General features: G+C 62.1%; 18 protein-coding genes and 2 pseudogenes. 18 read left to right on the top strand and 2 right to left on the bottom strand.

Annotation, left to right across the window (positions count from 1 at the left end):
• The first annotated feature begins 152 nt into the window (after positions 1-152).
• Positions 153-530 carry a fe2+ zn2+ uptake regulation protein gene (locus ACIOUG_RS03895; protein WP_401062668.1) on the top strand — a complete coding sequence of 126 codons (378 nt, stop codon included), beginning with the start codon at positions 153-155 and terminating at the stop codon, positions 528-530.
• An 18-nt stretch (positions 531-548) separates the two neighbouring features.
• On the opposite strand, the gene ACIOUG_RS03890 is transcribed toward ACIOUG_RS03895, so the two are convergent.
• Positions 549-737 carry a hypothetical protein gene (locus ACIOUG_RS03890; RefSeq protein ID WP_047602259.1) on the bottom strand — a complete coding sequence of 63 codons (189 nt, stop codon included), beginning with the start codon at positions 735-737 and terminating at the stop codon, positions 549-551.
• A 157-nt stretch (positions 738-894) separates the two neighbouring features.
• On the opposite strand from ACIOUG_RS03890, the gene ACIOUG_RS03885 reads away from it, so the two are divergent.
• From ACIOUG_RS03885 to ACIOUG_RS03860, 6 genes are all read left to right on the top strand, one after another.
• The gene (locus tag ACIOUG_RS03885; RefSeq protein ID WP_401062666.1) at positions 895-1,032 is read left to right on the top strand and encodes a hypothetical protein; all 138 of its coding nucleotides are present in this window, start codon (positions 895-897) and stop codon (positions 1,030-1,032) included.
• Positions 1,033-1,281: 249 nt separating this feature from the next.
• Positions 1,282-2,547, top strand: a complete 1,266-nt coding sequence (locus ACIOUG_RS03880; protein ID WP_401062664.1) for an MFS transporter — start codon at positions 1,282-1,284, stop codon at positions 2,545-2,547.
• A complete protein-coding gene (locus tag ACIOUG_RS03875) occupies positions 2,548-3,678 on the top strand; it encodes an acyl-protein synthase (RefSeq protein ID WP_401062663.1) in 1,131 nt (376 codons plus the stop codon).
• Between the two features lies 1 nt (position 3,679).
• Entirely contained in the window at positions 3,680-6,082 is a 2,403-nt protein-coding gene (locus ACIOUG_RS03870; protein ID WP_401062661.1) for an aldehyde dehydrogenase family protein, read from the top strand.
• A 48-nt stretch (positions 6,083-6,130) separates the two neighbouring features.
• The gene (locus tag ACIOUG_RS03865) at positions 6,131-7,420 is read left to right on the top strand and encodes a phenylacetate--CoA ligase family protein (protein WP_401062659.1); all 1,290 of its coding nucleotides are present in this window, start codon (positions 6,131-6,133) and stop codon (positions 7,418-7,420) included.
• Positions 7,420-8,319: a GNAT family N-acetyltransferase gene (locus ACIOUG_RS03860; protein WP_401062657.1), complete on the top strand. Its 900-nt coding sequence runs from the start codon at positions 7,420-7,422 to the stop codon at positions 8,317-8,319. Before ACIOUG_RS03865 ends, ACIOUG_RS03860 begins: the two co-directional genes overlap by 1 nt.
• Before the next feature lie 75 nt (positions 8,320-8,394).
• On the opposite strand, the gene ACIOUG_RS03855 is transcribed toward ACIOUG_RS03860, so the two are convergent.
• Positions 8,395-8,922, bottom strand: coding sequence for a hypothetical protein (locus ACIOUG_RS03855; RefSeq protein WP_003224565.1), 528 nt, complete (start codon positions 8,920-8,922; stop codon positions 8,395-8,397).
• A 381-nt stretch (positions 8,923-9,303) separates the two neighbouring features.
• On the opposite strand from ACIOUG_RS03855, the pseudogene ACIOUG_RS03850 reads away from it, so the two are divergent.
• The 11 genes and pseudogenes from ACIOUG_RS03850 to ACIOUG_RS03800 all read left to right on the top strand — a co-directional run.
• Positions 9,304-10,434 (top strand): annotated as a pseudogene (locus ACIOUG_RS03850) (cache and HAMP domain-containing protein); the annotation flags it as partial.
• Positions 10,435-10,767: 333 nt separating this feature from the next.
• Positions 10,768-11,295 (top strand): annotated as a pseudogene (locus ACIOUG_RS03845) (methyl-accepting chemotaxis protein); the annotation flags it as partial.
• 382 nt (positions 11,296-11,677) lie between these two features.
• Entirely contained in the window at positions 11,678-12,124 is a 447-nt protein-coding gene (locus ACIOUG_RS03840; protein WP_401062655.1) for a DUF411 domain-containing protein, read from the top strand.
• Positions 12,124-12,558 (top strand): YqaA family protein, encoded by a 435-nt coding sequence (locus ACIOUG_RS03835; RefSeq protein ID WP_401062654.1) that lies wholly within the window; start codon positions 12,124-12,126, stop codon positions 12,556-12,558. Before ACIOUG_RS03840 ends, ACIOUG_RS03835 begins: the two co-directional genes overlap by 1 nt.
• Positions 12,559-12,644: 86 nt before the next feature.
• A complete protein-coding gene (locus tag ACIOUG_RS03830) occupies positions 12,645-13,694 on the top strand; it encodes an alpha/beta fold hydrolase (RefSeq protein ID WP_401062652.1) in 1,050 nt (349 codons plus the stop codon).
• A gap of 13 nt (positions 13,695-13,707) precedes the next feature.
• Entirely contained in the window at positions 13,708-14,661 is a 954-nt protein-coding gene (locus tag ACIOUG_RS03825; RefSeq protein ID WP_401062651.1) for a D-2-hydroxyacid dehydrogenase family protein, read from the top strand.
• Positions 14,662-15,262: 601 nt separating this feature from the next.
• Complete coding sequence (gene glgA, locus ACIOUG_RS03820) at positions 15,263-16,849, top strand: glycogen synthase GlgA (protein WP_401062649.1); 1,587 nt, start codon at positions 15,263-15,265, stop codon at positions 16,847-16,849.
• A gap of 18 nt (positions 16,850-16,867) precedes the next feature.
• Complete coding sequence (gene treZ / locus ACIOUG_RS03815) at positions 16,868-18,670, top strand: malto-oligosyltrehalose trehalohydrolase (protein WP_401062648.1); 1,803 nt, start codon at positions 16,868-16,870, stop codon at positions 18,668-18,670.
• Positions 18,667-20,745 (top strand): 4-alpha-glucanotransferase, encoded by a 2,079-nt coding sequence (gene malQ / locus ACIOUG_RS03810; protein ID WP_401062646.1) that lies wholly within the window; start codon positions 18,667-18,669, stop codon positions 20,743-20,745. Before treZ ends, malQ begins: the two co-directional genes overlap by 4 nt.
• Complete coding sequence (locus tag ACIOUG_RS03805) at positions 20,742-23,510, top strand: malto-oligosyltrehalose synthase (protein WP_401062644.1); 2,769 nt, start codon at positions 20,742-20,744, stop codon at positions 23,508-23,510. The genes malQ and ACIOUG_RS03805 overlap by 4 nt, the downstream gene beginning before the upstream one ends.
• Before the next feature lie 27 nt (positions 23,511-23,537).
• The gene (locus ACIOUG_RS03800; protein ID WP_401062642.1) at positions 23,538-23,873 is read left to right on the top strand and encodes a DUF2934 domain-containing protein; all 336 of its coding nucleotides are present in this window, start codon (positions 23,538-23,540) and stop codon (positions 23,871-23,873) included.
• Positions 23,874-24,043: the final 170 nt, after the last annotated feature.

Here is a 24,043-nt window from a genome sequence, read left to right as displayed (position 1 = left end):
AGCCAGTGATTACGGGAAAACAACGAATATGCGACAAATTTTCTACATATTTTCTTTCATGATTTGTCGTGCTGAAACGTCTTGTTTACTGAGAGCAGCCAAACCGTTTGCTGATCAGGCGCTGAAAACACACTCTGAAAAGGAGTAACCCCATGTACAACTCGCAACTACCAACGGACGGTAGCCAGGCATCACAAGGAGCTTCCATGAGCCCTCGCGCGAGCAGTTTCGCACCCAGCCCCGAACGATTGGGCAATGAGCGCATTCGCCTGCTGCTCAAGAGTTTCGGCCTGCGCACCAGTCTGATTCGCCTGAAAGTCATCGACGCCCTGCTGGTGGCCGCGCAAAGCGATCGGCGCCTGGGCGTGCGTGGGGTGCACAGCCAACTGCTGGACCTGGATATTCCGCTGTCCTTTCTCAGCGTGCGCGAAGTGTTGAAGCGTCTGTGCGCCGAAGGTGTAGTCACCTTCAACCCGGACAAAAGTTACAGCCTGCATCCGCAGGCTGCCGCCGTGCTCAATCACGATTGAAGCGTCCCGCGATCGCCGTCAGGGTTTGACCTTGCGGCGCATCACCCCGTTGATCACCACCACGACTACCGCCACACCGATGGCGATGTACTGGAACATCTTCTGACTGATCATCCCGGCATTCTGCAGCCAGGACAGGCCGAGCATGATCGCCAGCACCGACAGGGCGATCAGTATCGAGTATTTCAAACGTTGCTTCTGGGTCATTGCGGGTTCCTGAAACTTTCAAATGTATCCGGTTTGTATCCGGTTGCATGCCATGCTCATACCGTGTTGCGGGGATGGGCCGGGGCGAACGCGGTCTCATGTTACAGCCGATGAAGAGATTTGGCTTCATGACGGCGTAACCATGAGGATTTTTGAAATGTTCCGTCGAATCACCTGGCTGATTCCCGTCCTGGCCGTACTGACCATGAGTGGCTGCATCATTTTCCCTCACGGCGGTTGGCACGACGACCACCATCGCTATCAGGAAGGTCCCGGTTATTACCAGCATCGATAGGTGATGGCTCAACGAGCAAACGTCACAAAACGTGTTACCACAACGTCCGCGCCTACTGAAAAGTAGGCGTTTTCTGTTCGCTATTTACCCGTTGCAAATAGGACATTTACCCACACCCTCGTAGGACTTTTTACCCCGCAATACTCTGTACATTTTTGATATTTCCCGTCATACCAAGTTGATGTAAATCCCCCGCTCCGCCGCCCTACCCTCTGCGCTTCTGAAATCGACCCACGAGCTCACTCGCGCATGCAAAGAACCCTGCTTGATATCAGCCCCGGACAAGCGCTCGTCTTCTGTCTGGGCATCACCCTTTTCGAACTGCTGACCTACATGGCCAGTGACCTGATCATGCCGGCGATGCTGGCTGTGACCTCGGAGTTCGACGCTGACACGCGGCATGTACCGTACGCCTTCAATCTGTACCTGCTCGGCGGGGTCTGCCTGCAATGGCTGATCGGTCCGCTCTCCGACCGCTTTGGCCGGCGGCGCCTGCTGTTGAGCGGGTGCATGCTGTTCGGCGTGGCCTGCGCCGCGACCTTCATTACCCACAGCATCGAAGCGTTCAACCTGTTGCGCCTGATACAGGGGATGGGCCTGGGCTTCGTTGTGGCCGTCAGCTATCCGGCCCTGCAGGAAGTCTTCCGTGAAGCCGATGCCGTACGCCTGATGGCGCTGCTGGGCAATGTCGCGCTGCTGTCGCCGTTGCTCGGACCATTGCTCGGCAGCCTGTTACTCGAATGGCTGAACTGGCGAACGCTGTTTCTTGGACTGGGCCTGGCGGCGGCCGTTGCCTGGCTCGGGCTCTATCTGTGCATGCCCGAGACAATCGGTGTGCTGCGCAACGACGGCCAGCAACAGGCGCCCGTTGCGTTCAACGTCCGGGAGATCGGACAGCGCTATCTCGCACTGCTCGGCAACCGCCGTTTCCTCTGCGCCAACGTCGCCCTGGGCCTGATGAGCCTGCCGCTGATTGCCTGGATCGGGCTGTCGCCACTGCTGTTGATGCAGTTGCTGGGCTTGTCCGCACGCGAATATGGCCTGTGGCAAGTACCGGTCTTCTGTGCCGTGATTGCCGGCAATCTGATCCTCGACCGGCTGCTCGTCAGCCACTCATTGCCCCAGGTCATCCGCTTCGCGCTCTGGCCGTTGTGCCTGGGCCTGATCGCATTGATCGGCACCGCGCTGGCGAACGCGGCGCTGCCATTGCTGATTGCCAGCTTGTCGCTGTATGCCACAGGCCTGGGCATGAGCAACGCGGCGCTGTACCGGCTGGCGCTGTTCGCCAGCGATGACAGCAAAGGTCTGGTGTCCGCGACCATCGGCATGCTCTCGATTGTCGTGATGGGCGCCGGCGGTTCGCTGATCGCCGCCATCGGCGGCGCCGCCAGTCTCGCAAGTTTCGCCCTGTGGGCAGCACTTGGCGGCTTGTTGTGCCTGCCACTCATTCTGCGCTTTCTGCGCCTGTCCACACCCACCACCCTCGCATTGGCTACACCAGAGGACGTCAACTAAATGCACCTTTTCCCTCACAGCGACGCACTCTGTGCGTCAACGGCGGCCTATTGCCCGGACTCCGTGGCGCCGGGCCTGTTTGATCGAGCGATGAGCGAAATCAGCCGCTTTCACATTGAGCAGACCCCTGGGTATGAGCACTGGCTCAACGCCAATGGCGTCGAAGCCAGCGACCTGCAAAGCTTCGATGACTGGTCGCGACTGCCGCCGATTTTCGCCAGTTTCTTCAAACAGCATTTGCTGCTCAGTTCCACTGGCGCGGACGCCCTGGAACTGACGTCCTCCGGCACCAGCGGCCAGCGGAGCCGCATGCGCTACGACGCGCGCAGCCTGGGGGCCGCGCAGCACATGGTCGAGCGGATTTTCGCCGAGTACGGCTGGATCACCCCGCATACGCCCTGCAATTACCTGCTGCTGAGCTACGAACCGCAGGAGCGGATCACCCTCGGCACCTCGTTCACCGATCAGTTCCTGTGCAGCTTCGCCCCGGTCAATCGGCTGGTTTACGCGCTGCGGGCGGACGGCGACGGTCACCGGTTCGATCTGTTCGGCGTGATGACGGCCTTGCAGGCATTTGCCGAAGAAGGTCTGCCGGTGCGCATCTTCGGGTTTCCGGCGTTTCTCTGGGAAACCTTGCAGCGCATGCGCGCCACGGCGGTGCCAGCGGTAAAACTGCCGGCGGAATCGCTGGCATTTTTCGGCGGTGGCTGGAAGACCCGGGCCGCCGAAGAGGTGCCCAAACACCAGTTGTATGCGCGGATCGAGCAGCAATTGGGTATCGCGGTTCAGCACTGCCGCGATGGTTATGGCGCCGTCGAACACGCGGTGCCCTACATCGAATGTGCCCACCATCACTTTCACGTGCCGGTCTATTCGCAAGTCTACGTGCGCAGCCCGGTGGACCTTTCGGTGCTGCCGTATGGGCAACCCGGCCTGCTGAATCCGGTGTCGCCCTACATTTCCTCGAGCCCGGCGCATTCGGTAGTCATGAGCGACCTCGCCACGCTGCACCCAGGCACAAGTTGCGACTGCGGCCTGCCCGGCGACTGGTTCCAACTGCATGGCCGCGCCGGTACCGCTGCGGCGAGAAGCTGCGCGATGGCCGCGTCCGAACTGCTGGGGAGACACTGAGATGTACTTGATCAACGGACAACTGAACCGCGATTGCACGCTGGATGACGCCTTGCAACAACTTCAGCTGGAGTTGCCGCAACGGTTGCAGACTCCACTCGCCAGCACCACGTTGCTGACGGCGGCCAAGGCGTTCGCCGAACGTCTGCAACAGCAGCCTCTGGCGCTGGCACTCGACGAAGGGCAACGCCAGGCACTGGTCGACTTCTGCCAGCCCGCCGCGCTGTTGGCCAAGCTTGAGCGTGAACTCGGCCCGCAACCCGACTCACTGCGGCGCATCGACTATCGACAGTCGCGCTTCGAGCGCTGGAGTCCACTGGGTCTGGTGGTGCATATCACCCCGGGCAACGCCCCTTTGCTGGCGTTCTGCGCGGTGATCGAGAGCCTGTTGTGCGGCAACGTCAACTGGCTGCGCCCGAGCAGCAGCGACGGCGGCTTTACCGCGCAACTGCTGCAGGCGCTGCTCGACTGCGACCCGAGCGGGCAGCTCAATGGTCATGTGGCGGTGTTGCCGGCCACCACCGGGCAAATCGGCCAGCTGTGCCAGCACGCCGACGGCGTTTCCGCCTGGGGTGGCGACAGCGCCTTGCAAGCCATCCGCCGACAGCTGCCGGCAGGCTGTCGCTGGATCGACTGGGGGCACCGCATCAGTTTCGTCTATCTGACCCCGAGCGTGGTCTCGCCCGCACTGCTCGACGCGGTGGTGGATGAAGTCTGTCGCTTCGATCAGCAAGCCTGCTCCAGCCCGCAATGGCTGCTGGTGGACAGTGACGACAGTGCCGTGCTCGGCGAGATCGGCGAGCAACTGGCGGCCGCATTCGAACGCCGCGCCGGACAATGGCCGGCCCTCACGCCGACGCTGGCGGAAGCTTCGCAAATCACCACCGGCACGGCCATGGCACGCCTGGCACAGAGCTTTGCCGGACACACCGGCCGGGTCTGGCAGGCTCCGGGCTGGCGGGTGATCTGGCGTCATGACCGCCAGCTCGAACCGTCTGCGCTGTTTCGCAGCCTGCTGCTCAAGCCCCTGCCCCGCGAACGGCTCAGCGCCGGGTTGCTGCCGTGGCGCAACGTACTGCAGAGCTGTGCCCTGTTGTGCCCCGAGGCGCAGCTCGCCGAACTGGCGCAGACGCTGATTGCCGCCGGCGTCACCCGCATTGCGCCGATTGACGCCATTCACGATGGCTACGATGGCGAACCGCACGACGGTGTCTACGCCCTGCAGCGTTTGAGCCGGCGGGTGTCGGTCAGTCTGGCGCCAGACTCACTGGCAAACCATGCCACGCTGGATCGCCAACCACCCCCGGCGCCGCTGGCCGGTGGGCCGATCATGGACAAGGCTACGTTCACCGGTCAGCCGCAGAACCCGGCGGCGCAGCTGTATTTCCGCTCCGGAGGCAGCAGTGGCACACCGGCGCTTTCCGGCTTCAGTTACCACGATTTCCAGCGCCAGATGCGGGCCACCGCTGATGGTCTGCTGGCGGCCGGACTCGACCCGGCACGGGACAGGGTCATGAACCTGTTCTTCAGCGGCGGGCTGTACGGCGGTTTCTCCAGTTTTGCCAAGGTGCTGGAGCTACTTGAAGCCCGACACTGGCCGATGGGTGCTCCGGCGGATGACGATTACCGGGAAATCGCGCAACTGATCGTCGACCAGCAGATCAGCGTGCTGATCGGCATGCCCAGCACCCTGCACCGGCTGTTTCTCAACGAACAGCAGACGCTGCGCCGCTACGGCGCGATCGACAAAGTGTTTGTCGGTGGCGAACACCTGAGCGAGCCGACCCGCCAATTGCTGCATGGCTGCGGCGTCAGGCTGATTCGCTCGGCAATCTACGGCAGTGTCGATGCCGGCCCGTTGGGCCATGCCTGTACGGCCACGGCAGATGGCGTGTTTCACCTGATGAGCGACATCCAGCAGCTGGAAATCGTCGATTTTGCTCAGGACGCGCCGGTGCGTGACGGCGAACCGGGCCGGCTGTTAGTGAGCTCCCGGGCACGCCAGGGCCAGACCGTGCAGCGCTATGACATCGGTGACAGCGGGCGCTGGTTAGCCGGGCCGTGCGCCTGCGGTCTGACTTCGCCGCGCTTCGAACTGCTCGGACGCCACGGCAAGCTGCTGCGCATCGGTAGCGACTTCATTTCGCTGGAGACCCTGGCGCAGCACCTGCAAGCGCCGTTTCAACTGGTCCTCGACCACGGCCCTGACGGCCGGGAACGTCTGCGCCTGCGCTGTCCTCTGGCGCCGGCCGAGGCCGATCGCCTGCTGCATGACTATCTGGCGCTGACCACGCTGGTGCAGACCGGGTTGCTCACGATCGACATCGAACAGTGTGCCCCCGAGCAATTTTCCCGAAACCGCCACAGCGGCAAGACGCCGCCGGTGATTGATTCGCGCCGCTGAATACGGGCGCCTGCTGGCGCCCCATGCCTACTTTTCTAAGAAAACACCATGACCACAACCGTTGATTTGAACGCCTTGCTCGGCTTCGCCCGCCGACATTCCAATTTCTGGCGCGAGCATTTCAAGGACGTCGCCGCGCACGTCAGCGTATTGAGCGAACTGCCGCTGATTGACCCTGAGCAATACTGGCGCGGCAGTCACGATCCGCAAAAATGGCCGGTACTGACGGGCCCCATGGAGGACGCGCTGATCTTCAGGACCGGGGGCACCACCGGCTCGGGCAAGCTGTCGCTGTTCACCCGCGCGGAATGGCAGACGCTGGTGAGTGATTTCGGCCGCCAGCTGACCGCGCAACTGAACCCCGGCGACCGCGTCGCCAACCTGTTTTTCGTCGGCGACCTGTATGCCAGTTTCATGTTCGTGCATGGCGCCCTGACGCATGTCGAAACAACGGTCAGCGAGTTTCCGTTCACCGGCGCTGTCGACAGCACCGTGCTGGCCGATTCGATCGTGGCCTACCGCATCAACGTGCTGGCGGGCGTGCCGGCGCAATTGCTGAAATTTGCCGCCTGGCTTGAGCGCCGCGCACAGACCCTGGAAGGTGTCGAAACCCTGCTCTACGGCGGGGAAAGCCTGTTCGCCGCGCAACAGCAGTTGCTTCAACGAGTGTTCCCCAACGCGCGCATGGCTTCGATCGGCTACGCCAGCGTCGATGCCGGGCTGATCGGCATCAGTGCCCGCGATTGCGCCTTGGGCGAACACCGGATGCTGCAACGTCACAGCGTGCTGGAGATCATCGATGAAGCGAGCGGCGAGGTCATCGACGCGTGCAACCGCAATGGTCGGCTGGTGCTGACCAATCTGACCCGACGCCTGATGCCGGTGATCCGCTACCCCGTCGGCGACCTCGCCTGCTGGCGCGAACCGCCCGGCACGCCGATGCGCAAGTTCGCCCTGATGGGCCGCAGCATGCACAGTCAGCGTGTGCGGGTCGGTGTGTTGAGCCTGGACACCGCCGATATCGGCGAACAGGTGCTCACCTTCGGCGCCAGTGATGACTGGCAACTGCTCATCGAACAGCAAGGGAAAAAAGACCTGCTGAGCCTCAAATGGGTGCCGGGTACGCGCACGCCTGACGTTGCTCTGGCCAGCGCAAGGCTGCGCTGCGCTCTGATCGAGCACTACCCGTTGATCGAGCAACTGCACGCCGAGCAATTGCTCGACCTGCACGTAGTCGCCTGCGCGAGGGATGAGCTGAGCTGTCATCCGCGCTCGGGTAAACAGCAGCGCGTCGTCGATCGCCGGGCTTATGACCACCTCAGCCAGAGGCAGGGTTGATGGACACGGTCATCATCCGACGCTACCGGATTAGCGATGCGCCGGCAGTCAGCAGCCTGTTCCAGGAGATTTATGCTGACCATTACCCACAACCGCAGGTTTACCTGCCGAGCATGATCAACCAGAACCATCGGCAAGGTCGCTGGCACTCGCTGGTGGCGTTGGTCAACGAGCAGATCCGTGGCCACGCCAGCCTGTTTCGCCAGTCTGGCCGCAGCGCGCTTGCGGAACTGGCCCTGACGGTGGTGCACCCGCAGACTCGCGGGCAACACATCGCCACACAATTGGGTCGGCAACTGCTGATTCATGCGCAGGCCCTTGATTGTCGGGGCGTGACGATCAAACAGGTGACCCATCACCCCTACACCCAACGCATGGCCGCCGGCCTTGGATTTCACAGCAGCGGCCTGTTGCCGGACTACGCCCCCTCGCCCTTCGGTACGCAGGGGCGAGAGACGATTGTGGTCGGCCACTGCAGCATCGACGGCTATCGACGACCGCTGCCGGCACTGGACTGGCCGGCGTATTGCCGCGAACTGATGGTGCATCTGCAGACGGTGTTCGGCGCCACTGACACGGTCGCCCCCTGGAAGGGGCCGAGCGTGCATTTTGAACAGACTGCGGGGCGCTATGACGTGCTACTCAAGGCGCTCGATGACGACCTGCTCAAGCAGTTGCTGCAACTGCCGGCGCACTGGCTGATTTCGCTCAGGCTCAGGCTGGCTCAGGGCTTTGCCTCGTCACTGCACAAGCTGGTCGGCGTGGGGTTTGCCTTCACCGGAATTGTTCCCGATGAGCGCAGCGAGGGCTGGCTGGCGCTGTTTCATCGCGGCTATCAGCCACCCACGCTGACCTTGCACTGTCCGCACATGCAGCGCCTGCTGGATCAGGCTCGCTAGACCGACGAAAAAGTAGCGACGCCAGAAACGCAAACGGCCCGCCCAAAGAATGGGCGGGCCGTTTTTTTTCAAGGCTTATGCCTTGGCCTTGACGCCTTGATCCACAGGTTTCGGCGCATTGCCTTCACCGTAGGTTTTCAGGTTCTGCAGCACGTAGATCGCCTTCTTGTATTCGGGGATCAGGTTCTTGCCGTACGCGTTGCCATTGAGGCCATTGGTCTGGATCGCGTCGAGCTGGGTGGCGAAATACTCCAGCGCATTGAATTTGGCATCGACGTCTTTGGTCACGCCGAACCGGTCGAACTTGTCGCCGGCGTTCATCAAGGTAAAGGACGTGATCTCCGAAATCAGCCCGCGGCCACGCAGGAAGGCACTCAGATTGCCCAGTTGCTTGACCGAAGTGTTCGCCGGATCGAAGCCCTTGATGTTCTTGCGCAGGCCCTGCTTGTCCATTTCAGCGGTGTTCAGCGCGTTCGGATCGTTGCCGACCATGGTCAGCATCTGTTGCACCTTGACGCTCTGCGCCACCTGCTTTTTCGCGCCTGTATTGCGAACCAGCACCCCTGCCTTGCTCTCCCAGCCGCCGACAATGCCGATCGTCATGAGAAGACTCCCTGTGAAATAACCATGAAATGTCCTTGCTGGACTACTCGAATGCCGGGAAGTATCTACCGGCCCAGTGATGGCACCAACCCTTTTGGTGCAGTCGCTTACAATTTCTGTACATTCTCGATACAAATCGCCAGAGGCGCACTATGACGCGGCTTCATGGCAGTTTGACGATGGTTGCCGATTGCCTTGTTACGCCGATTGACGTGCCGGTGAATTCATTTGTATCGAGGTCAATACGCCCCTTCTGTCAGCCCGCTGCTTTCTTGCACGAAAGTACCTAAAGCTTCGCCGTTCGCCGACGATACGCTGGTGTAATCCCGCCGTTTTCCCCTCGACCCACAATAAAAAATCGCAGCTCAAGGACCGGTATCCATGCCCGCATTCCGCACCATTCAGGCTCGCTACACGCTGTTTCTGGTTCTGTTCATCCTGCTGCTGTCGGTGCTGACCGTGGTCGGTATCAGCCAACTGGTCGCGCCCAAGCTGCGCCAGACCGAAGAACAGGTGGTGCTCAACCGCATCGCCGAAGTCGCCGAACAGATTCAGGGCGAACTGAACAAAGTGCAGTCGCAGCAGCGCAGCATCACCCAGACCATTCCGCTGCTCGACAGCGCGGCCATCGACACGGTGCTGCCGGGGCTGGTGGATCAATACGGCGAACTGAAAGTATTTGGCGGCGGGATCTGGCCGCTGCCGGGCCAGCGCGAGGCCGGGCGCAACAAGTTCAGCACCTTCTGGCACCGCGATGCCTCGGGCAAACTGGCGGTGAACACCTTCTGGAACAGCGACGCGGCCCCCAACTACTACGACCAGAGCTGGTACAAGGGCGGCATGCAGACCCCGCGCGGTCAGTGCGCCTGGGCTGCGGCCTATAAAGACGATGCGAGCGCCGAGCCGCGCACCAACTGCGCCATGGCCATCCAGAAAAACGGTGCGGCGTGGGGCGTGTCGACCATCGACGTGACGCTGGGTTTCTTCAACGATCTGGTGGCGCGCAAGGAAAAAGACCTCAACGCCGAAATGCTGATCGTCGAGGCCGACGGCAAGATCATCAGCAACAGCTCGCGCATCAGTGGCCCGATCGTGCTGAAGAACATCAGCGAGCTGGCCGCCGGTTCGACGTTTGCCAGTCAGGTCAAGGCGGGCCTGCAGAACCGCGATCAGGCGCAACGCGTCGAATTCGACAACAATGGCGAAGCCAGCACCTTCTTCATGCGCCCGATCGAAGGCACGCCGTGGTTCCTCGCCACCGCCCTGCCAACGAAAATGCTCACTGCCCAGCGCGACGACGTGCTCAGCAGCCTGAGCCTGTTGCAGATTCCGCTGGTGATCCTGCTGGTGCTGCTGCAGGTCTACGCAATCCGCCAACTGGTTGCACGGATGAAAGCGCTGAAGGCCAACATCGACTCGCTGTCCAGCGGCGATGCCGACCTGACCCGACGCATCACCATCCGCGCCGAAGACGAGCTTGGCGCCATCGGCCACTCGGTCAACACCTTCATTGCCTATCTGCAAAACATGATCGGCGAAGTGACGCAGGCCACCGGTGCCATGGCTTCGAGCCTGGATAACCTGCAGCGTACGTCGGCCAACACCAGCCAGATCCTGCTGCGCCACGCTTCGGAAACCGATCAGACCGTCACCGCCATCACCGAAATGAGTTCGACCGCCGAAAGCGTTGCGCAGAACGCCGCCGAAACCGCCGCGTTCACCCAGCGCGCCAACGAAAACGCCGACCGTTCGCGAGTAGTGGTCGGGGAAGCGACCAACAGCGTGGTGGCCTTGATCGACGAGGTGGCGAGTGCCACCCAGAAAGTCGAGAACATGCAGCAGGACGCGCAGCGCATCACCGAAATTCTCGGGGTGATTGGCGCGATTGCCGGGCAGACCAACCTGCTGGCACTCAATGCCGCCATCGAAGCCGCCCGCGCCGGTGAACAGGGTCGCGGCTTTGCCGTGGTGGCCGATGAAGTCCGCGCCCTCGCCGCTCGCACCCAGGCCAGCACCTCGGAAATCAACGAGATGTTGACGCGTCTGACGCAAGGCGTGAGCTCTTCGGTCAGCGCCATGGAAAACACTCAGGCCAGTTGCCAGTCCGCCGCTGACGCCACGGCACGGGTCACCTCGGGCCTGGATGAAATGGCCGGTTCGGTCAGCCACATCAACAGCCTCAGCACGCAGATCGCCACCGCTGCCGAACAGCAAAGCGCGGTGACCGAAGAGATCAACCGCAGCATGGTGCAGATCCGTCACATGGTCGAAGAACTGGTCCACAGCGGCCAGGCCAGCGAACTCAATACCCGCCAGCTGCTGGAAGCCAACAACCGGGTGAGCGCGATCATGGGGCGCTTCAAAGTCCGTTGATTCTCCGACCAGTCTATTGTGGCGAGGGAGCTTGCTCCCGCTGGGTCGCGAAGCGGCCCCAACTCTGACACCGCGATAGACAGGAAGCCGAAATTGACCAATTGACGACTGCTACGCAGCCGAGCGGGAGCAAGCTCCCTCGCCACAGAGCGCGTCTCCATTCTGCCTGACAGATTTGTAATCTCCCTCTCAGCAGACTGTCAGGCTTGATCCATGATCATCCTGCCAGCCTGCCCTGTATCAACTTGAAACACTCGGTTGATGCCCGGCAGGATAATCCGGTCAAAATGGCCGTTTGAAAAGTGACCTGTAGTGAGGGGATTTATCCCCGACAGGCTACAACTGCCCATCATTGGATTGTCTGCGAGTCGAGAACCCCCTCATGCGAAACCTTTTGCGCCTGACCGCCCTCAGCGCCCTGCTTCTGTCCTCCCTGGCCCAGGCCGCCGATCTGATCCCGATCGAAGTGCATCGCGACGCCAATTGCGGCTGCTGCAAAAAATGGATCAGCCACCTCGAAGCTAACGGCTTCAAAGTCGAAGATCACGTCGAAAGCGACATGAGCAGCTTCAAACAGCAACACGGCGTGCCACCGCGCCTCGGCTCTTGCCATACCGCGCTGATCAACGGCAAGTTCGTCGAAGGCCATGTGCCGGCTGAACAGGTGCTGGCCCTGAGCAAACGCGACGATCTGCTGGGTATCGCCGCACCCGGCATGCCGATGGGTTCGCCGGGCATGGAAATGGACGGCATGAGCGATGCCTATCAAGTGATCGGCCTGAAAAAGGACGGCACGGATGTGGTGGTGGCGGACTACCCGGCGCACTGATGGCCACTGGTTACCTCGGGCTGTTCGCGGCAGCGTTCGGCGCCGCGACATTGTTGCCGCTGCAATCCGAAGCGCTGCTGGTCGGGCTGATCGCCAGCGACCGTTACTGGCTCTGGGGCCTGCTGGGCGTGGCGACGCTGGGCAATGTCCTCGGTTCGCTGGTCAACTGGTGGCTGGGGCGCGGCATCGAACGCTTTCAGGATCGACGCTGGTTTCCCGTCAGCCCAAGACACATGGCCACTGCGCGCAAACACTATGAGCGTTACGGGCATTGGTCGTTGCTGCTCAGCTGGCTGCCGGTGATCGGCGATCCGCTGACCCTGATCGCCGGCGTGATGCACGAACCGCTCGGGCGCTTTCTGCTGATCGTCACGCTGGCCAAAGGTGCGCGTTACGCCGTGGTGGCAATACTGACCCTGGGCTGGCTCGGTTGAACATTCCAGCCATGCCGTTGCCTGTGGTTAACGTCGCCCTAATCCGGGCGTTCCAGCATCGGCCGATTTCCATGGAGTTTGCCCCTATGTCCCTCTCGCCATCCCGCTGGCTGCCCGGCCTGTTTCTCAGCGCTGCGCTGCCCCTGTTTGCCCACGCCGCAACACCTGCTGCAGTCCAGGAAAATGCCCCGACTTATGGCCCGGAGCTGCAAGGTTTCCAATACCCCTACACGCTCAAGCACTTTGCTTTTGAGTCCCAGGGTAAATCCCTGCAGATGGGTTACATGGACGTTGCCGCCCACGGCAAGGCCAACGGGCGGACCGTGGTGCTGATGCACGGCAAGAACTTTTGCGCCGCCACTTGGGACAGTTCGATCAAAGCCTTGAGCGAGGCCGGTTACCGGGTCGTCGCGCCGGATCAGATCGGTTTCTGCACCTCCAGCAAACCCGATCACTATCAGTACAGCTTTCAGCAACTGGCGACCAACACCCAACAACTGCTCAAGGCCCTGGGCATCCAGAAAGCCACCCTGCTCGGCCACTCCACCGGCGGCATGCTCGCCACTCGCTATGCGCTGTTGTTCCCGGATCAGGTCGAACAACTGGCCCTGGTCAACCCGATCGGTCTGGAAGACTGGAAGGCCCTCGGCGTGCCGTATCGCACCGTTGATCAGTGGTATCAGCGCGAATTGAAAGTCACCGCCCAAAGCATTCGCGACTACGAGCGCAGCACCTATTACGACGGGCGCTGGAAACCCGAGTTCGACCGCTGGGTCGACATGCTCGCCGGCCTGAGCAACGGCCCGGGCAAAACCCGGGTGGCGTGGAACTCGGCGCTGATCTACGACATGATCTTCACTCAGCCGGTGTACTACGAGTTCAAGGATCTGAAGATGCCGACCCTGTTGCTGATCGGCACCTCCGACACCACGGCCATCGGCAAGGACCTTGCCTCCCCTGAGGTCAAGGCGAAAATCGGCCACTATGATGTGCTCGGCCAGCAGGTGGCCAAGCTGATACCACAGTCGACACTGGTGGAATTCCCCGGCATGGGCCACGCGCCGCAGATGGAAGAACCGGCGAAATTTCATCAGGCCTTGCTCGGCTGGCTGAACAACCCCAATCCCGTTCGTTGATGAGGTAAGGCTGATGGCGGTGCAGATTGCAGTGATTGATGACTGGCAGGACGTGGCACGCGAGGTGGTCGACTGGTCGGTACTCGACAGCATCGGCGAAGTCAGCTTCGTGCATGACTATCCGGCGGACAACGCCACACTGGCCGCACGACTGGGCCAGTTCCAGGTGATCTGCGTGATGCGCGAGCGCACGCGTTTCGATCAGGATCTACTGCAGCGCCTGCCCAACCTCAAGCTGCTGGTCACCGGCGGCATGCGCAACGCGGCACTGGACATGCAGGCGGCCGCCGACCTCGGGATCAAGGTCTGCGGCACCGACAGCTATAAACATGCGGCGCCGGAGCTGACCTGGGCACTGATCATGGCCGCCACACGCAATCTGGTGAACGAAGCCAACGCCCTGCGCGCCGGTGGCTGGCAGCAAGGGCTGGGCGGTGACCTGCATGGCAAGACGTTGGGCATCCTCGGTCTGGGCAGTATCGGCCAGAAGGTCGCGCAATTCGCTCAGGTGTTCGGCATGCGCGTGATTGCCTGGAGCGAAAACCTCAGCGCCGAACGCGCGCAGCAGGCCGGGGTGACCTACGTCAGCAAGCAGCAACTGTTCGAACAGGCCGACATCCTTTCGGTGCACTTGGTCTTGAGCGAGCGCAGTCGTGCACTGGTGGACGCGCAGGCACTGGGCTGGATGAAACCCACCGCCCTGCTGGTCAACACCGCCCGTGGGCCGATCGTCGACGAAGCGGCGCTGATCAAGGCATTGCAGAAACAACAGATCGCCGGAGCGGCGCTGGACGTATTCGATCAGGAACCGCTGCCTGAACTGCACCCGTTTCGCACCCTGGCGAATGTGCTGGCTACGCCGCATGTGGGGTATGTGAGTCGGCAGAATTATGCGCAGTTCTTTGCGCAGATGATCGAGGATATTCAGGCCTGGGCGGCGGGGAGCCCGCTGCGCCTGTTGAATTGATCGTAACCTTTCGATTGCGCTGAATCGACTGACGCCTTCGCGAGCAAGCCCGCTCCCACATTGGAAATGCGTCGTACACAAATCAACTGTGGGAGCGGGCTTGCTCGCGAAGGGGCCCTGACAGACACAAGATCAACAAACTGCCCGCACCAGAACAGTGCGCCCTCCCTTGCCGCTAGCACAGAAACGTGACCGGCCAGTCACCGTTTTAGCCCCTCCATAGAAAAAAACCTGCACTTCGTCGGTGCGTTCAGCCCTGCACGCCACGTCTTTCGCCGCGCGCAAACCGATTGTCGAACAATTTACCTATTTGCCCCGGCCCGCTCTAGGATCTGGCCTAGACTGATTTTCGCGGGGTTAGACCAGTCGGTCACCGCACGCAAAAAAAGTCGAAACTTTTGCGTGACGCGGCTGGTCATCTGCAACACAGGGGCAACGTGACTGGTGCAATCCTTGCAACGCCCCCTCCACCCATTCTGCTTGCGCGTGTTGGGTAGCGTTTGCTCACCGATGCGAGGCGCGTTTGCGCCCGGCCACAGGATTTGGCCACGGATATGGCTTGTTCCAGACAAGAAACAGATCAACGACACGGGAGATTCATATGATCAGTGCGGCATTGGATATTCAGGGAGAGCGTGCTCAGCAGTCAGTTGGCGAAGCGAGCACATTGAGTCTTCCCGGCAGCCGGTCGATCAACGTCCCGGGCACCAAAACGCTGACGCCGGTCGCCAGCCAGAATCCCAACAAGAAGAAAGTGTTGTTCGTGACCTCGGAAATCGCCGACCTGGTGAAGACCGGCGGTCTGGGTGACGTCTCCGCCGCCCTGCCCCGCGCCATGGCGCACCTGCACGATGTGCGCGTGCTGATCCCCGGTTACCCGCAGGTGATGCACAGCGAGAACCCGATCCATATCATCGGCGAACTCGGCGGCCATGCCGCGCTGCCTCCGTGCAAGATCGGGCGTATGGACATGCCGGACGGGCTGGTGATCTACGTCCTGATCTGCCCTGAGCTGTATGAGCGTGAAGGCTCGCCTTACGGCGCCAACAACGGTCGCGACTGGCCGGACAACCATATTCGCTTCGCCCGTCTGGGTCTGGCCGCTGCCGACATCGCCGCCAACCTCGCACAAATTCACTGGTGCCCGGATCTGGTGCACGCCCACGACTGGCCGGCCGGTCTGGCCCCTGCTTATATGCACTGGCGCGGGCAGCGCACGCCGACCCTGTTCACCATTCATAACCTGGCCTATCAAGGTGTAACCAGCCTCGGCTCGTGCCCGGAACTCGGCATCCCGACCCATGCCCTGCAGCAGGAAGGCATGGAGTTCTACGGCAAAATGTCGTTCCTCAAGGCCGGCATGGCCTATTCGAGCCATATCACCACGGTCAGCGCGACGTATGCGCAAGAAATCACCACCCCGGATTTCGGCTGCGGTCTCGACGGTTTCCTCGCCGCCAAGACCCAGCAAGGCTTGCTCAGCGGTATCCCTAACGGCATCGACGAAAGCTGGGACGCGGCCACCGATCCGCACCTGTTCGCACCGTTCGCCATCGGCGATTGGGAAGGCAAAGCGGTCAACGCCGCTCATGTGCGTGAACTGTTTGGTTTGAAAGATTCCAGCGGCCCGCTGTTTGCGGTGGTTTCGCGGCTGGTTTATCAGAAAGGCCTGGACCTGACCGAAGCCGTCTCCGAATACATCGTGCAGAACGGCGGCCAGATCGCAATCATCGGGCGTGGCGAGCCGGAAGAAGAACAGGCCATGCGTGAACTGGCGCTGCGCTTCCCGGGGCAGATCGGCGTGCGCATCGGCTTTAATGAAACCGACGCCCGGCGCATGTTCGCCGGCAGCGATTTCCTGCTGATGCCGTCGCGTTACGAGCCGTGCGGCCTGAGCCAGATGTACGCCCAGCGTTTCGGCTCGTTGCCGGTGGCGCGCAACACCGGCGGATTGGCTGACACCATCGAAAACGGCGTCACCGGTTTCCTCTTCGACGAATCCACTGCCGACAGCTACCGCGAAGCCCTGAGCCGCGCATTCAAGGTATTCGCCTTCCCCGAACTGCTCAACGCCATGCGCTGCCGGGCGATGGCCGCGCCGTTCAACTGGTGCAAAGCGGTCGAACCCTACGCCGAACTTTATGAACAACTGGTCGCCAAGGCGCTGGGTAAAGCCGGCCACAAATAATTCACGGAGCTTTTCACGATGCCGTTACGGACCCAAGAAAACTGGCCCCACGGCGCGATCATGCAGGACGCCGAACACACTCAGTTTGCGCTGTGGGCACCGGATGCTTTTTACGTCAGTGTCGAACTTGAAACCGGCCAGTCTCTGCCGATGTTGCCGCAGGCCGATGGCTGGTTTGTGATCAAGACCCGGTGCCCGGCGGGCACCCGTTATCGCTTCAACATTGATGGCGAACTGGAAGTGCCCGACCCCGCCTCCCGTGCCCAGGACGGCGACATCGACCGCTACAGCGTGGTGGTCGATCCGCTGGCCTATCAGTGGCGTCACACCACCTGGCACGGCCGGCCGTGGAGCGAAGCGGTGATCTACGAGCTACACGTCGGCGCACTCGGCGGCTTTGCCGAAGTCGAGCAGCATCTGGCGCGTCTCGCCGAACTGGGCATCACCGCCATCGAACTGATGCCGCTCGCGCAGTTCCCCGGCACCCGCAACTGGGGCTACGACGGCGTGCTGCCCTTCGCACCGCAAGCCTCCTATGGCACCCCGGAACAACTCAAGCACCTGATCGACAGCGCCCACGGCCATGGTCTGGCGGTGATTCTCGACGTGGTCTACAACCACTTCGGCCCCGACGGCAATTTCCTCGGGCGCTACGCCAAAGGCTTCTTTCGCGAAGACAAACACACGCCGTGGGGCGCGGCGATCGACTTCCGCCAACGTGAAGTGCGGGATTTCTTCATTGAAAACGCGCTGATGTGGTTACTCGAATACCGCTTCGATGGTCTGCGCCTGGACGCGGTGCATGCGATTGAGAGCCCGGACTTCCTGCCCGAACTGGCTCAATGCATCCGGCAGCAGGTCGATCCGACGCGTCACGTCTGGCTCACCGTGGAAAACGAGCTGAACCAGTCGAGCCTGCTCGAAGAGGATTACGACGCGCAGTGGAACGACGACGGGCACAATGCCCTGCACGTGCTGCTGACCGGCGAAACTGACGCTTACTACGCTGACTATGCGCTGCAACCCACCGAGCAATTGGTGCGCTGCCTGAGCCAGGGTTTCGTATTCCAGGGCCATATCACCCGTCATGGCGAACCCCGGGGCGAGCCCAGCGAACACCTGCCCTCGACCGCTTTCGTGTTGTTCCTGCAGAACCATGACCAGATCGGCAACCGGGCTTTCGGCGAGCGCTTGCATCACCTGGCCGACCCGCGCGCGCTGCAGGCCGCCACCGTGCTGTTGCTGCTGTCGCCGATGATCCCGCTGATGTTCATGGGCGATGAATACGCCGCCGAGCAACCGTTCCTGTTTTTCACTAGTCACCACGGCGAACTCGCGGATCTGGTACGCGAAGGTCGGCGCAACGAATTCGCCGGGTTCAGCGCCTTCGCCGATCCGCACAAACGCGAGAAAATTCCCGATCCGAATGCCGAGCAGACCTTCCACGCCTCGCAGCCGCGCCTGATCGGCAGCGGCACCGCAAAACAGCAGGAAACCCTCGCGCTGTACCGGCAACTGCTGCGATTGCGCCACCGCTACATCATTCCCAATCTGTCCGGCACCCAGGCGCTCGGGGCGCACATGCTCGGCTTTGGCGCGGTCAGTGCACGCTGGCGTCTGGGCGATGGCAGTGAGCTGCGAATTGACCTGAACCTCAGCGACACGCCAGTGGTCAACCCTGCACAGACCGACGCCGTGTGGCTGTTTCAACAGCCGCCCGCAGACGACCTGTCGGAACCGGGCGTTCTCGCCCCGTATTGCGCGCTTGTCAGCCTCACGGCCGCAACCCCCTTGCAACCTCTGGATGGAGAGCGCCTATGAGCGATGCGCAACTGGAAATACTCGCAAGCCGCGCCGGCCTTGCCGTCGACTGGATCGACGCCAACGGCCGCCCGCAAAAAGTCGCTCCGGCGGTGCTGCGCAATGTCCTCACCGGGCTGGGGCATCCGGCCAATACCGCGCAGGAAATCGACGCCAGCCTGCTGCAACTGCAACAAGTGCAGCAGGACCGTCACTTGCCGCCGCTGCTGACCGCCGACGTCGGTGTCGGTGTCGATCTGGCGCGCTACTTCGAACCGGAAACGCCGTGCGAAATCCATCTCGAAGACGGCTCGCGGCTGAACCTCAAGCTCGACGCCGAAGCCAAACTGCCGGGGTTGATCCCGGTCGGCTACCAGCAGGTGCACATCGCCGATCAGTATTTCACCCTCGCCGTAGCGCCGGAGCGCTGTTTCAGCGTCGCTGATGCGGTGGACAATCCGATCCCTCGCGTGTGGGGCCTGAGCGCGCAACTGTACAGTCTGCGCCGCCCCGGCGATGGCGGTTTCGGCGACACTCAGGCGCTGGAAGAGCTGGCCCGGGTGGCCGGCGAGCGCGGTGCCGAGGCACTGGCGATCAGTCCGCTGCATGCGATGTTCAGCGCCGATACCGGGCGCTACAGCCCTTATTCGCCGTCCAGTCGGCTATTCCTTAATTCCCTCTACGCGGCGCCGGGCGCCATCCTTGGCGAGCGGGCCTTGCGTGATGCAATCGACGCCAGCGGTCTGGCCGAACAATTCCAGCATCTGGAAGACCTCAAACTCATCGACTGGCCCAGCGCCGCCGCCGCCAAACAAAAGCTGTTGCAAGCCCTGTACGACGGTTTCGTCGCCGGCGAGCATCCGCTGCACCCGGATTTCGCCAGTTTCCGCCATGCCGGTGGCGAAGCCCTGGAAAATCACTGCCGCTTCGAAGCGATTCAGGAAATGCGCGCCGCCCGTGGCGAAAACCTCGACTGGCGCGAATGGCCAGAACACTGGCACGACCCGCGCGGCGCCGCCCTCGAAGCCTTCGCCGAGGAATACGCCGAGCGCATCGGCTACTTCGCCTTCTGCCAATGGCTGATCCACCGCTGCCTGGAACGTGCACAAACCGCCGCACGCAGCGCTGGCATGGGCATCGGCCTGATCGCTGACCTGGCAGTGGGTGCCGACGGCGCCGGCAGCCAGGCCTGGAGCTTCCAGGACGAACTGCTCGCCTCGCTCACTGTCGGCGCACCGCCGGACATTCTCAATCGCTCCGGTCAGGGCTGGGGGATCTCCGCGTTTTCCCCTGAAGGCCTGATCCGCAACGGCTTTCGGGCGTTCATCGACATGCTGCGCGCCAACTTCGCCCACGCCGGCGGATTGCGCATCGACCACGTGATGGGCCTGCAACGGCTGTGGGTGATCCCCAACGGCGCCGCGCCGGCCGATGGCGCTTATCTGTATTACCCGTTTGACGATCTGCTGCGCCTGCTGACCCTCGAATCACACCGGCATCAGGCGATCGTCCTCGGCGAAGACCTTGGCACCGTGCCCGACGGCCTGCGGGAAAAGCTCAGCACCCGCTCGATCCTCGGCATGCGCGTGCTGCTGTTCGAACAGGACAACACCCGTTTCAAACCGATTCTCGACTGGCCGGACAACGCGCTGGCGACCACCAGCACCCACGATCTGCCAACGCTCAATGGCTGGTGGCATGGCCGCGATATCGACTGGAACTCCCGTTTAGGCTTCGTCGATGCCAACGGTGAAATCGAATGGCGCCGCCATCGCCAGCGTGAACGCGAAGGTCTGCGCGGCGCACTGAGTCAGGACCCGCAGAACTTTCGCGAGGAATCCCACGAGGCCGATCAAGTGGTCGATGCCAGCGTACGCTTCCTCGGTCATACCCGCGCGCCGCTGGTGCTGCTTCCGCTGGAGGACGCGCTGGGCATTGACGAACAGGCCAACCTGCCCGGCACCATCGACAGCCACCCGAACTGGTCGCGGCGGTTGCCCGGCAACAGCGAAGCATTGCTCGATGGTGTCGACGCGGCGCGCCGTCTGGAACTGCTGGCCTGCGCCCGCCTGCAAGCTGCCGAGCGTGACCAATGAATTGCTCGTTCAACCAACCGTTGCGCGCCACCCTGCGCCTGCAATTTCACAAAGGCTTTACCCTGGAACAGGCCGTGCCGCTGGTGCCGTACTTCGCCCGCCTCGGTATCAGCCACATTTATGCCTCGCCGCTGCTCGCGGCCCGCGCCGGTTCGATGCACGGCTACGACGTGGTCGACCCGACCCAAGTCAATCCGGAACTCGGTGGCGAACCGGCGCTGCGGCGTCTGGTCAGCAGCCTGCGCGAGCACAATATGGGGCTGATCCTCGACATCGTCTCCAACCACATGGCGGTCGGTGGCGGCGACAACCCGTGGTGGCTGGACTTGCTGGAATGGGGCCGACTGAGCCCCTACGGCGAGTTCTTCGACATTCAGTGGCATTCGCCCGACCCGTTGATGGAAGGCCAGTTGCTGCTGCCGTTTCTCGGCAGCGACTACGGCATTGCCCTGCAGGAAGGCACGTTGAAACTGCACTTCGATGCGCAGCAAGGACGCTTCCACGTCGAGCATTACGACCACCACTTCCCGATCTGCCCGAATGACTACGGCGAACTGCTCAAACCGGTCGAGGCGCTGAAGTCCCTGGCCGATCGTTTCAGTACCCTCAGCTACCAGACCGACGCGTATGCGCTGGCGATGCCGCTAAAGGAAGAACTGAAAGAGCTCGCTAGCGATCCACAGATCCGCGCCGCAATCGAGGAAAGTCTCGCGCATTACGATTCCACGACTGCGGAAGGCTTCGACAAGCTGCACCAGTTGCTCGAGCGCCAAAGCTACCGTCTCGCCAGTTGGCGCACCGCCGCGGACGACATCAATTGGCGGCGTTTTTTCGACATCAACGAACTCGGCGGCCTGCGTGTCGAACGCCCGGCGGTGTTCGAAGCGACCCATGGCAAGATCTTCCAGTTGATTGCCGAAGGGCTGGTCGACGGTTTGCGCATCGACCACATAGACGGCCTCGCCGACCCGCGCGGTTACTGCCGCAAACTACGGCGGCGCCTGGATTTACTCGCGCCGGACCGGCACTTGCCGATCTACGTCGAGAAGATTCTCGGCGCCGGCGAAACCCTGCGCACCGACTGGGCGGTGGATGGCAGCACCGGTTACGAGTTCATGAATCAACTGTCGTTGCTGCAACACGACCCGGATGGCGAACACGTACTCGGCGACCTGTGGCAGCGCCGTACCGAGCGCCCGGCGGCGTTCATCGAAGAAGCGCAACTGGCGCGCCAGCAGATCCTCAACGGTTCGCTGGCCAGCGATTTTGAAAGCGTCGCCCAGGCGCTGCTGCAAGTGGCGCGCGACGACCTGATGACCCGCGACCTGACCCTCGGTGCGATCCGCCGCGTGTTGCAGGCGCTGATCGTGCATTTCCCGGTGTATCGCACTTACATCAGCGCGCTCGGTCGCGCGGCGCAGGATGAGCAATTCTTCCAGCAGGCCATGGCCGGCGCTCGGCAGACCTTGGGCGAAGGCGACTGGCCGGTGCTCGACTGCGTCGCCGCCTGGCTCGGTGGCACGCCCTGGCGGCACAAGCCGCGCGGGCGCTCGCGCAAGATCCTCAAGCACGCCTGCGTACGTTTCCAGCAACTGACTTCGCCGGCAGCGGCCAAAGCCGTGGAAGATACCGCGCTGTATCGTTCGGCAGTGCTGCTGTCGCGCAATGATGTCGGCTACAACACCGAACAGTTCAGCGCACCGGTCAGCGACTTCCATGCGGTCAATCAGCAACGCCTGGACGCGTTTCCCGACAACTTGCTGGCCACCGCCACCCACGACCACAAACGCGGCGAAGACACCCGCGCACGGCTGGCGATACTCAGCGAACGCAGTCACTGGTACGCCGAGCAGGTCGAGTTGTGGCGCGCCCTCGCCCGGCCGCTGCGCGACGATGATCAACTGCCGTCGTCCGGCGATGAACTGATCCTTTATCAGGCGCTGCTCGGCAGTTGGCCGCTGCAATTGCGTGATGACGATCAGTCAGGTTTTGCCGACTACGCCGAGCGTATCTGGCAGTGGCAACAGAAAGCCCTGCGCGAAGCCAAGCTGCAAAGCAGCTGGAGTGCGCCCAACGAAGCCTACGAAAACGCTGCGCAGACGTTTACTCAAAGACTGCTCACCGGTGAGGAAGGCGAGCTGCTGCGTGCGGCGCTGAGCAAGACCGTCAACAGTATCGCGGCGGCCGGCGCCCTCAACAGTCTGGCGCAAACCTTGCTGCGCATGACCGTGCCGGGGGTGCCGGATCTGTATCAGGGCAACGAGTTCTGGGATTTCAGCCTGGTCGATCCGGACAACCGCCGGCCGGTGGATTACGCCGCGCGCGAGCAAGCCCTGGACGGACACGCGCCGCTCGAGGAACTGCTGGCGAACTGGCGTGACGGGCGTATCAAGCAAGCGTTGATCGCCCAAGTGCTGAACCTGCGCGCCGAACACGCCGAGCTGTTTCGCCGGGGCACCTATCAGGCCTTGGAGGTGCTGGGCGAGCAGGCGCACAACGTCCTCGCGTTCGCCCGTGAGCACGAGGGCAACCACGCCATCGTGATCGTGCCGATCCGCTGCGCGACGTTGCTGGAAAACAGTGCCGTGCCACAGGTGGATGCGCTGCGCTGGGGCGATACGCGAGTGGTTTTACCGTTCGCCGCCTCTGACACAAACCTGAAGGGACTTTTTCACAGCAGCGCAGTCACAAAAAACAGGGAGCTGAACGTCAGCGCCGCGCTGGGGGATTTCCCGGTCAATCTGTTTATCCAACTCTTTACGTAACGACGAGTTCAGTTCAGGAGCATTGCGATGAGTACCGACGATAAACGCATCCGCGAGTTTGCCTATCAGATCTGGGAATCCGAGGGCAAACCTGAAGGTCATGAATCCCGTCATTGGGAAATGGCGCGCAAACTGGCCGAAGCCGAGGCCCTGGCGCCGAAGCAATCGCCAAAAGCCGCTGGCAGTAAAACCGCTGGCAAGACTGCGAACGGCAAAGCCACCGAAAGCAAGACGCCGGCGGCCAAGCCCAAGGCGCCTACGGACGCCAAAGCCAAGCCCTCCAGCGCCGCCAAAGTGATTCCACCGGGCGAAAAAGCCGCCGAGAAAAAGCCGCGCGCCCCGCGCAAGCCCCCGGCCAACTGACCCACCCGGATTATTGAACTGAATGACCGTGTGGCGGGTTCGCTCGCCACATTGGGATAACTCGTCCTCGAGAAACCTCAAATAACCTCTGTCAGGAAGAGATGTCTGTGGTGAGGGGATTTATCCCCGATCGGCTGCGAAGCAGTCGCAGGGCCGCTGCGCGGCCCATC

Origin of the sequence: Pseudomonas sp. NPDC087803, assembly GCF_044742995.1 — a bacterium.
Taxonomy (GTDB): Bacteria; Pseudomonadota; Gammaproteobacteria; order Pseudomonadales; family Pseudomonadaceae; genus Aquipseudomonas.
This window is presented reverse-complemented; position numbering and strand designations above follow the sequence as displayed.

Bases quoted from the DNA above. Each gene is read 5' to 3' on its own strand.
- ACIOUG_RS03870 (WP_401062661.1), top strand. From the start codon at position 3,680: ATGTACTTGATCAACGGACAACTGAACCGCGATTGCACGCTGGATGAC.
- ACIOUG_RS03890 (WP_047602259.1), bottom strand. From the start codon at position 737: ATGACCCAGAAGCAACGTTTGAAATACTCGATACTGATCGCCCTGTCG.
- ACIOUG_RS03805 (WP_401062644.1), top strand. From the start codon at position 20,742: ATGAATTGCTCGTTCAACCAACCGTTGCGCGCCACCCTGCGCCTGCAA.
- ACIOUG_RS03825 (WP_401062651.1), top strand. From the start codon at position 13,708: ATGGCGGTGCAGATTGCAGTGATTGATGACTGGCAGGACGTGGCACGC.
- ACIOUG_RS03895 (WP_401062668.1), top strand. From the start codon at position 153: ATGTACAACTCGCAACTACCAACGGACGGTAGCCAGGCATCACAAGGA.
- malQ (WP_401062646.1), top strand. From the start codon at position 18,667: ATGAGCGATGCGCAACTGGAAATACTCGCAAGCCGCGCCGGCCTTGCC.
- treZ (WP_401062648.1), top strand. From the start codon at position 16,868: ATGCCGTTACGGACCCAAGAAAACTGGCCCCACGGCGCGATCATGCAG.
- ACIOUG_RS03830 (WP_401062652.1), top strand. From the start codon at position 12,645: ATGTCCCTCTCGCCATCCCGCTGGCTGCCCGGCCTGTTTCTCAGCGCT.
- ACIOUG_RS03835 (WP_401062654.1), top strand. From the start codon at position 12,124: ATGGCCACTGGTTACCTCGGGCTGTTCGCGGCAGCGTTCGGCGCCGCG.
- ACIOUG_RS03885 (WP_401062666.1), top strand. From the start codon at position 895: ATGTTCCGTCGAATCACCTGGCTGATTCCCGTCCTGGCCGTACTGACC.
- ACIOUG_RS03875 (WP_401062663.1), top strand. From the start codon at position 2,548: ATGCACCTTTTCCCTCACAGCGACGCACTCTGTGCGTCAACGGCGGCC.
- glgA (WP_401062649.1), top strand. From the start codon at position 15,263: ATGATCAGTGCGGCATTGGATATTCAGGGAGAGCGTGCTCAGCAGTCA.
- ACIOUG_RS03855 (WP_003224565.1), bottom strand. From the start codon at position 8,922: ATGACGATCGGCATTGTCGGCGGCTGGGAGAGCAAGGCAGGGGTGCTG.
- ACIOUG_RS03800 (WP_401062642.1), top strand. From the start codon at position 23,538: ATGAGTACCGACGATAAACGCATCCGCGAGTTTGCCTATCAGATCTGG.
- ACIOUG_RS03880 (WP_401062664.1), top strand. From the start codon at position 1,282: ATGCAAAGAACCCTGCTTGATATCAGCCCCGGACAAGCGCTCGTCTTC.
- ACIOUG_RS03840 (WP_401062655.1), top strand. From the start codon at position 11,678: ATGCGAAACCTTTTGCGCCTGACCGCCCTCAGCGCCCTGCTTCTGTCC.
- ACIOUG_RS03860 (WP_401062657.1), top strand. From the start codon at position 7,420: ATGGACACGGTCATCATCCGACGCTACCGGATTAGCGATGCGCCGGCA.
- ACIOUG_RS03865 (WP_401062659.1), top strand. From the start codon at position 6,131: ATGACCACAACCGTTGATTTGAACGCCTTGCTCGGCTTCGCCCGCCGA.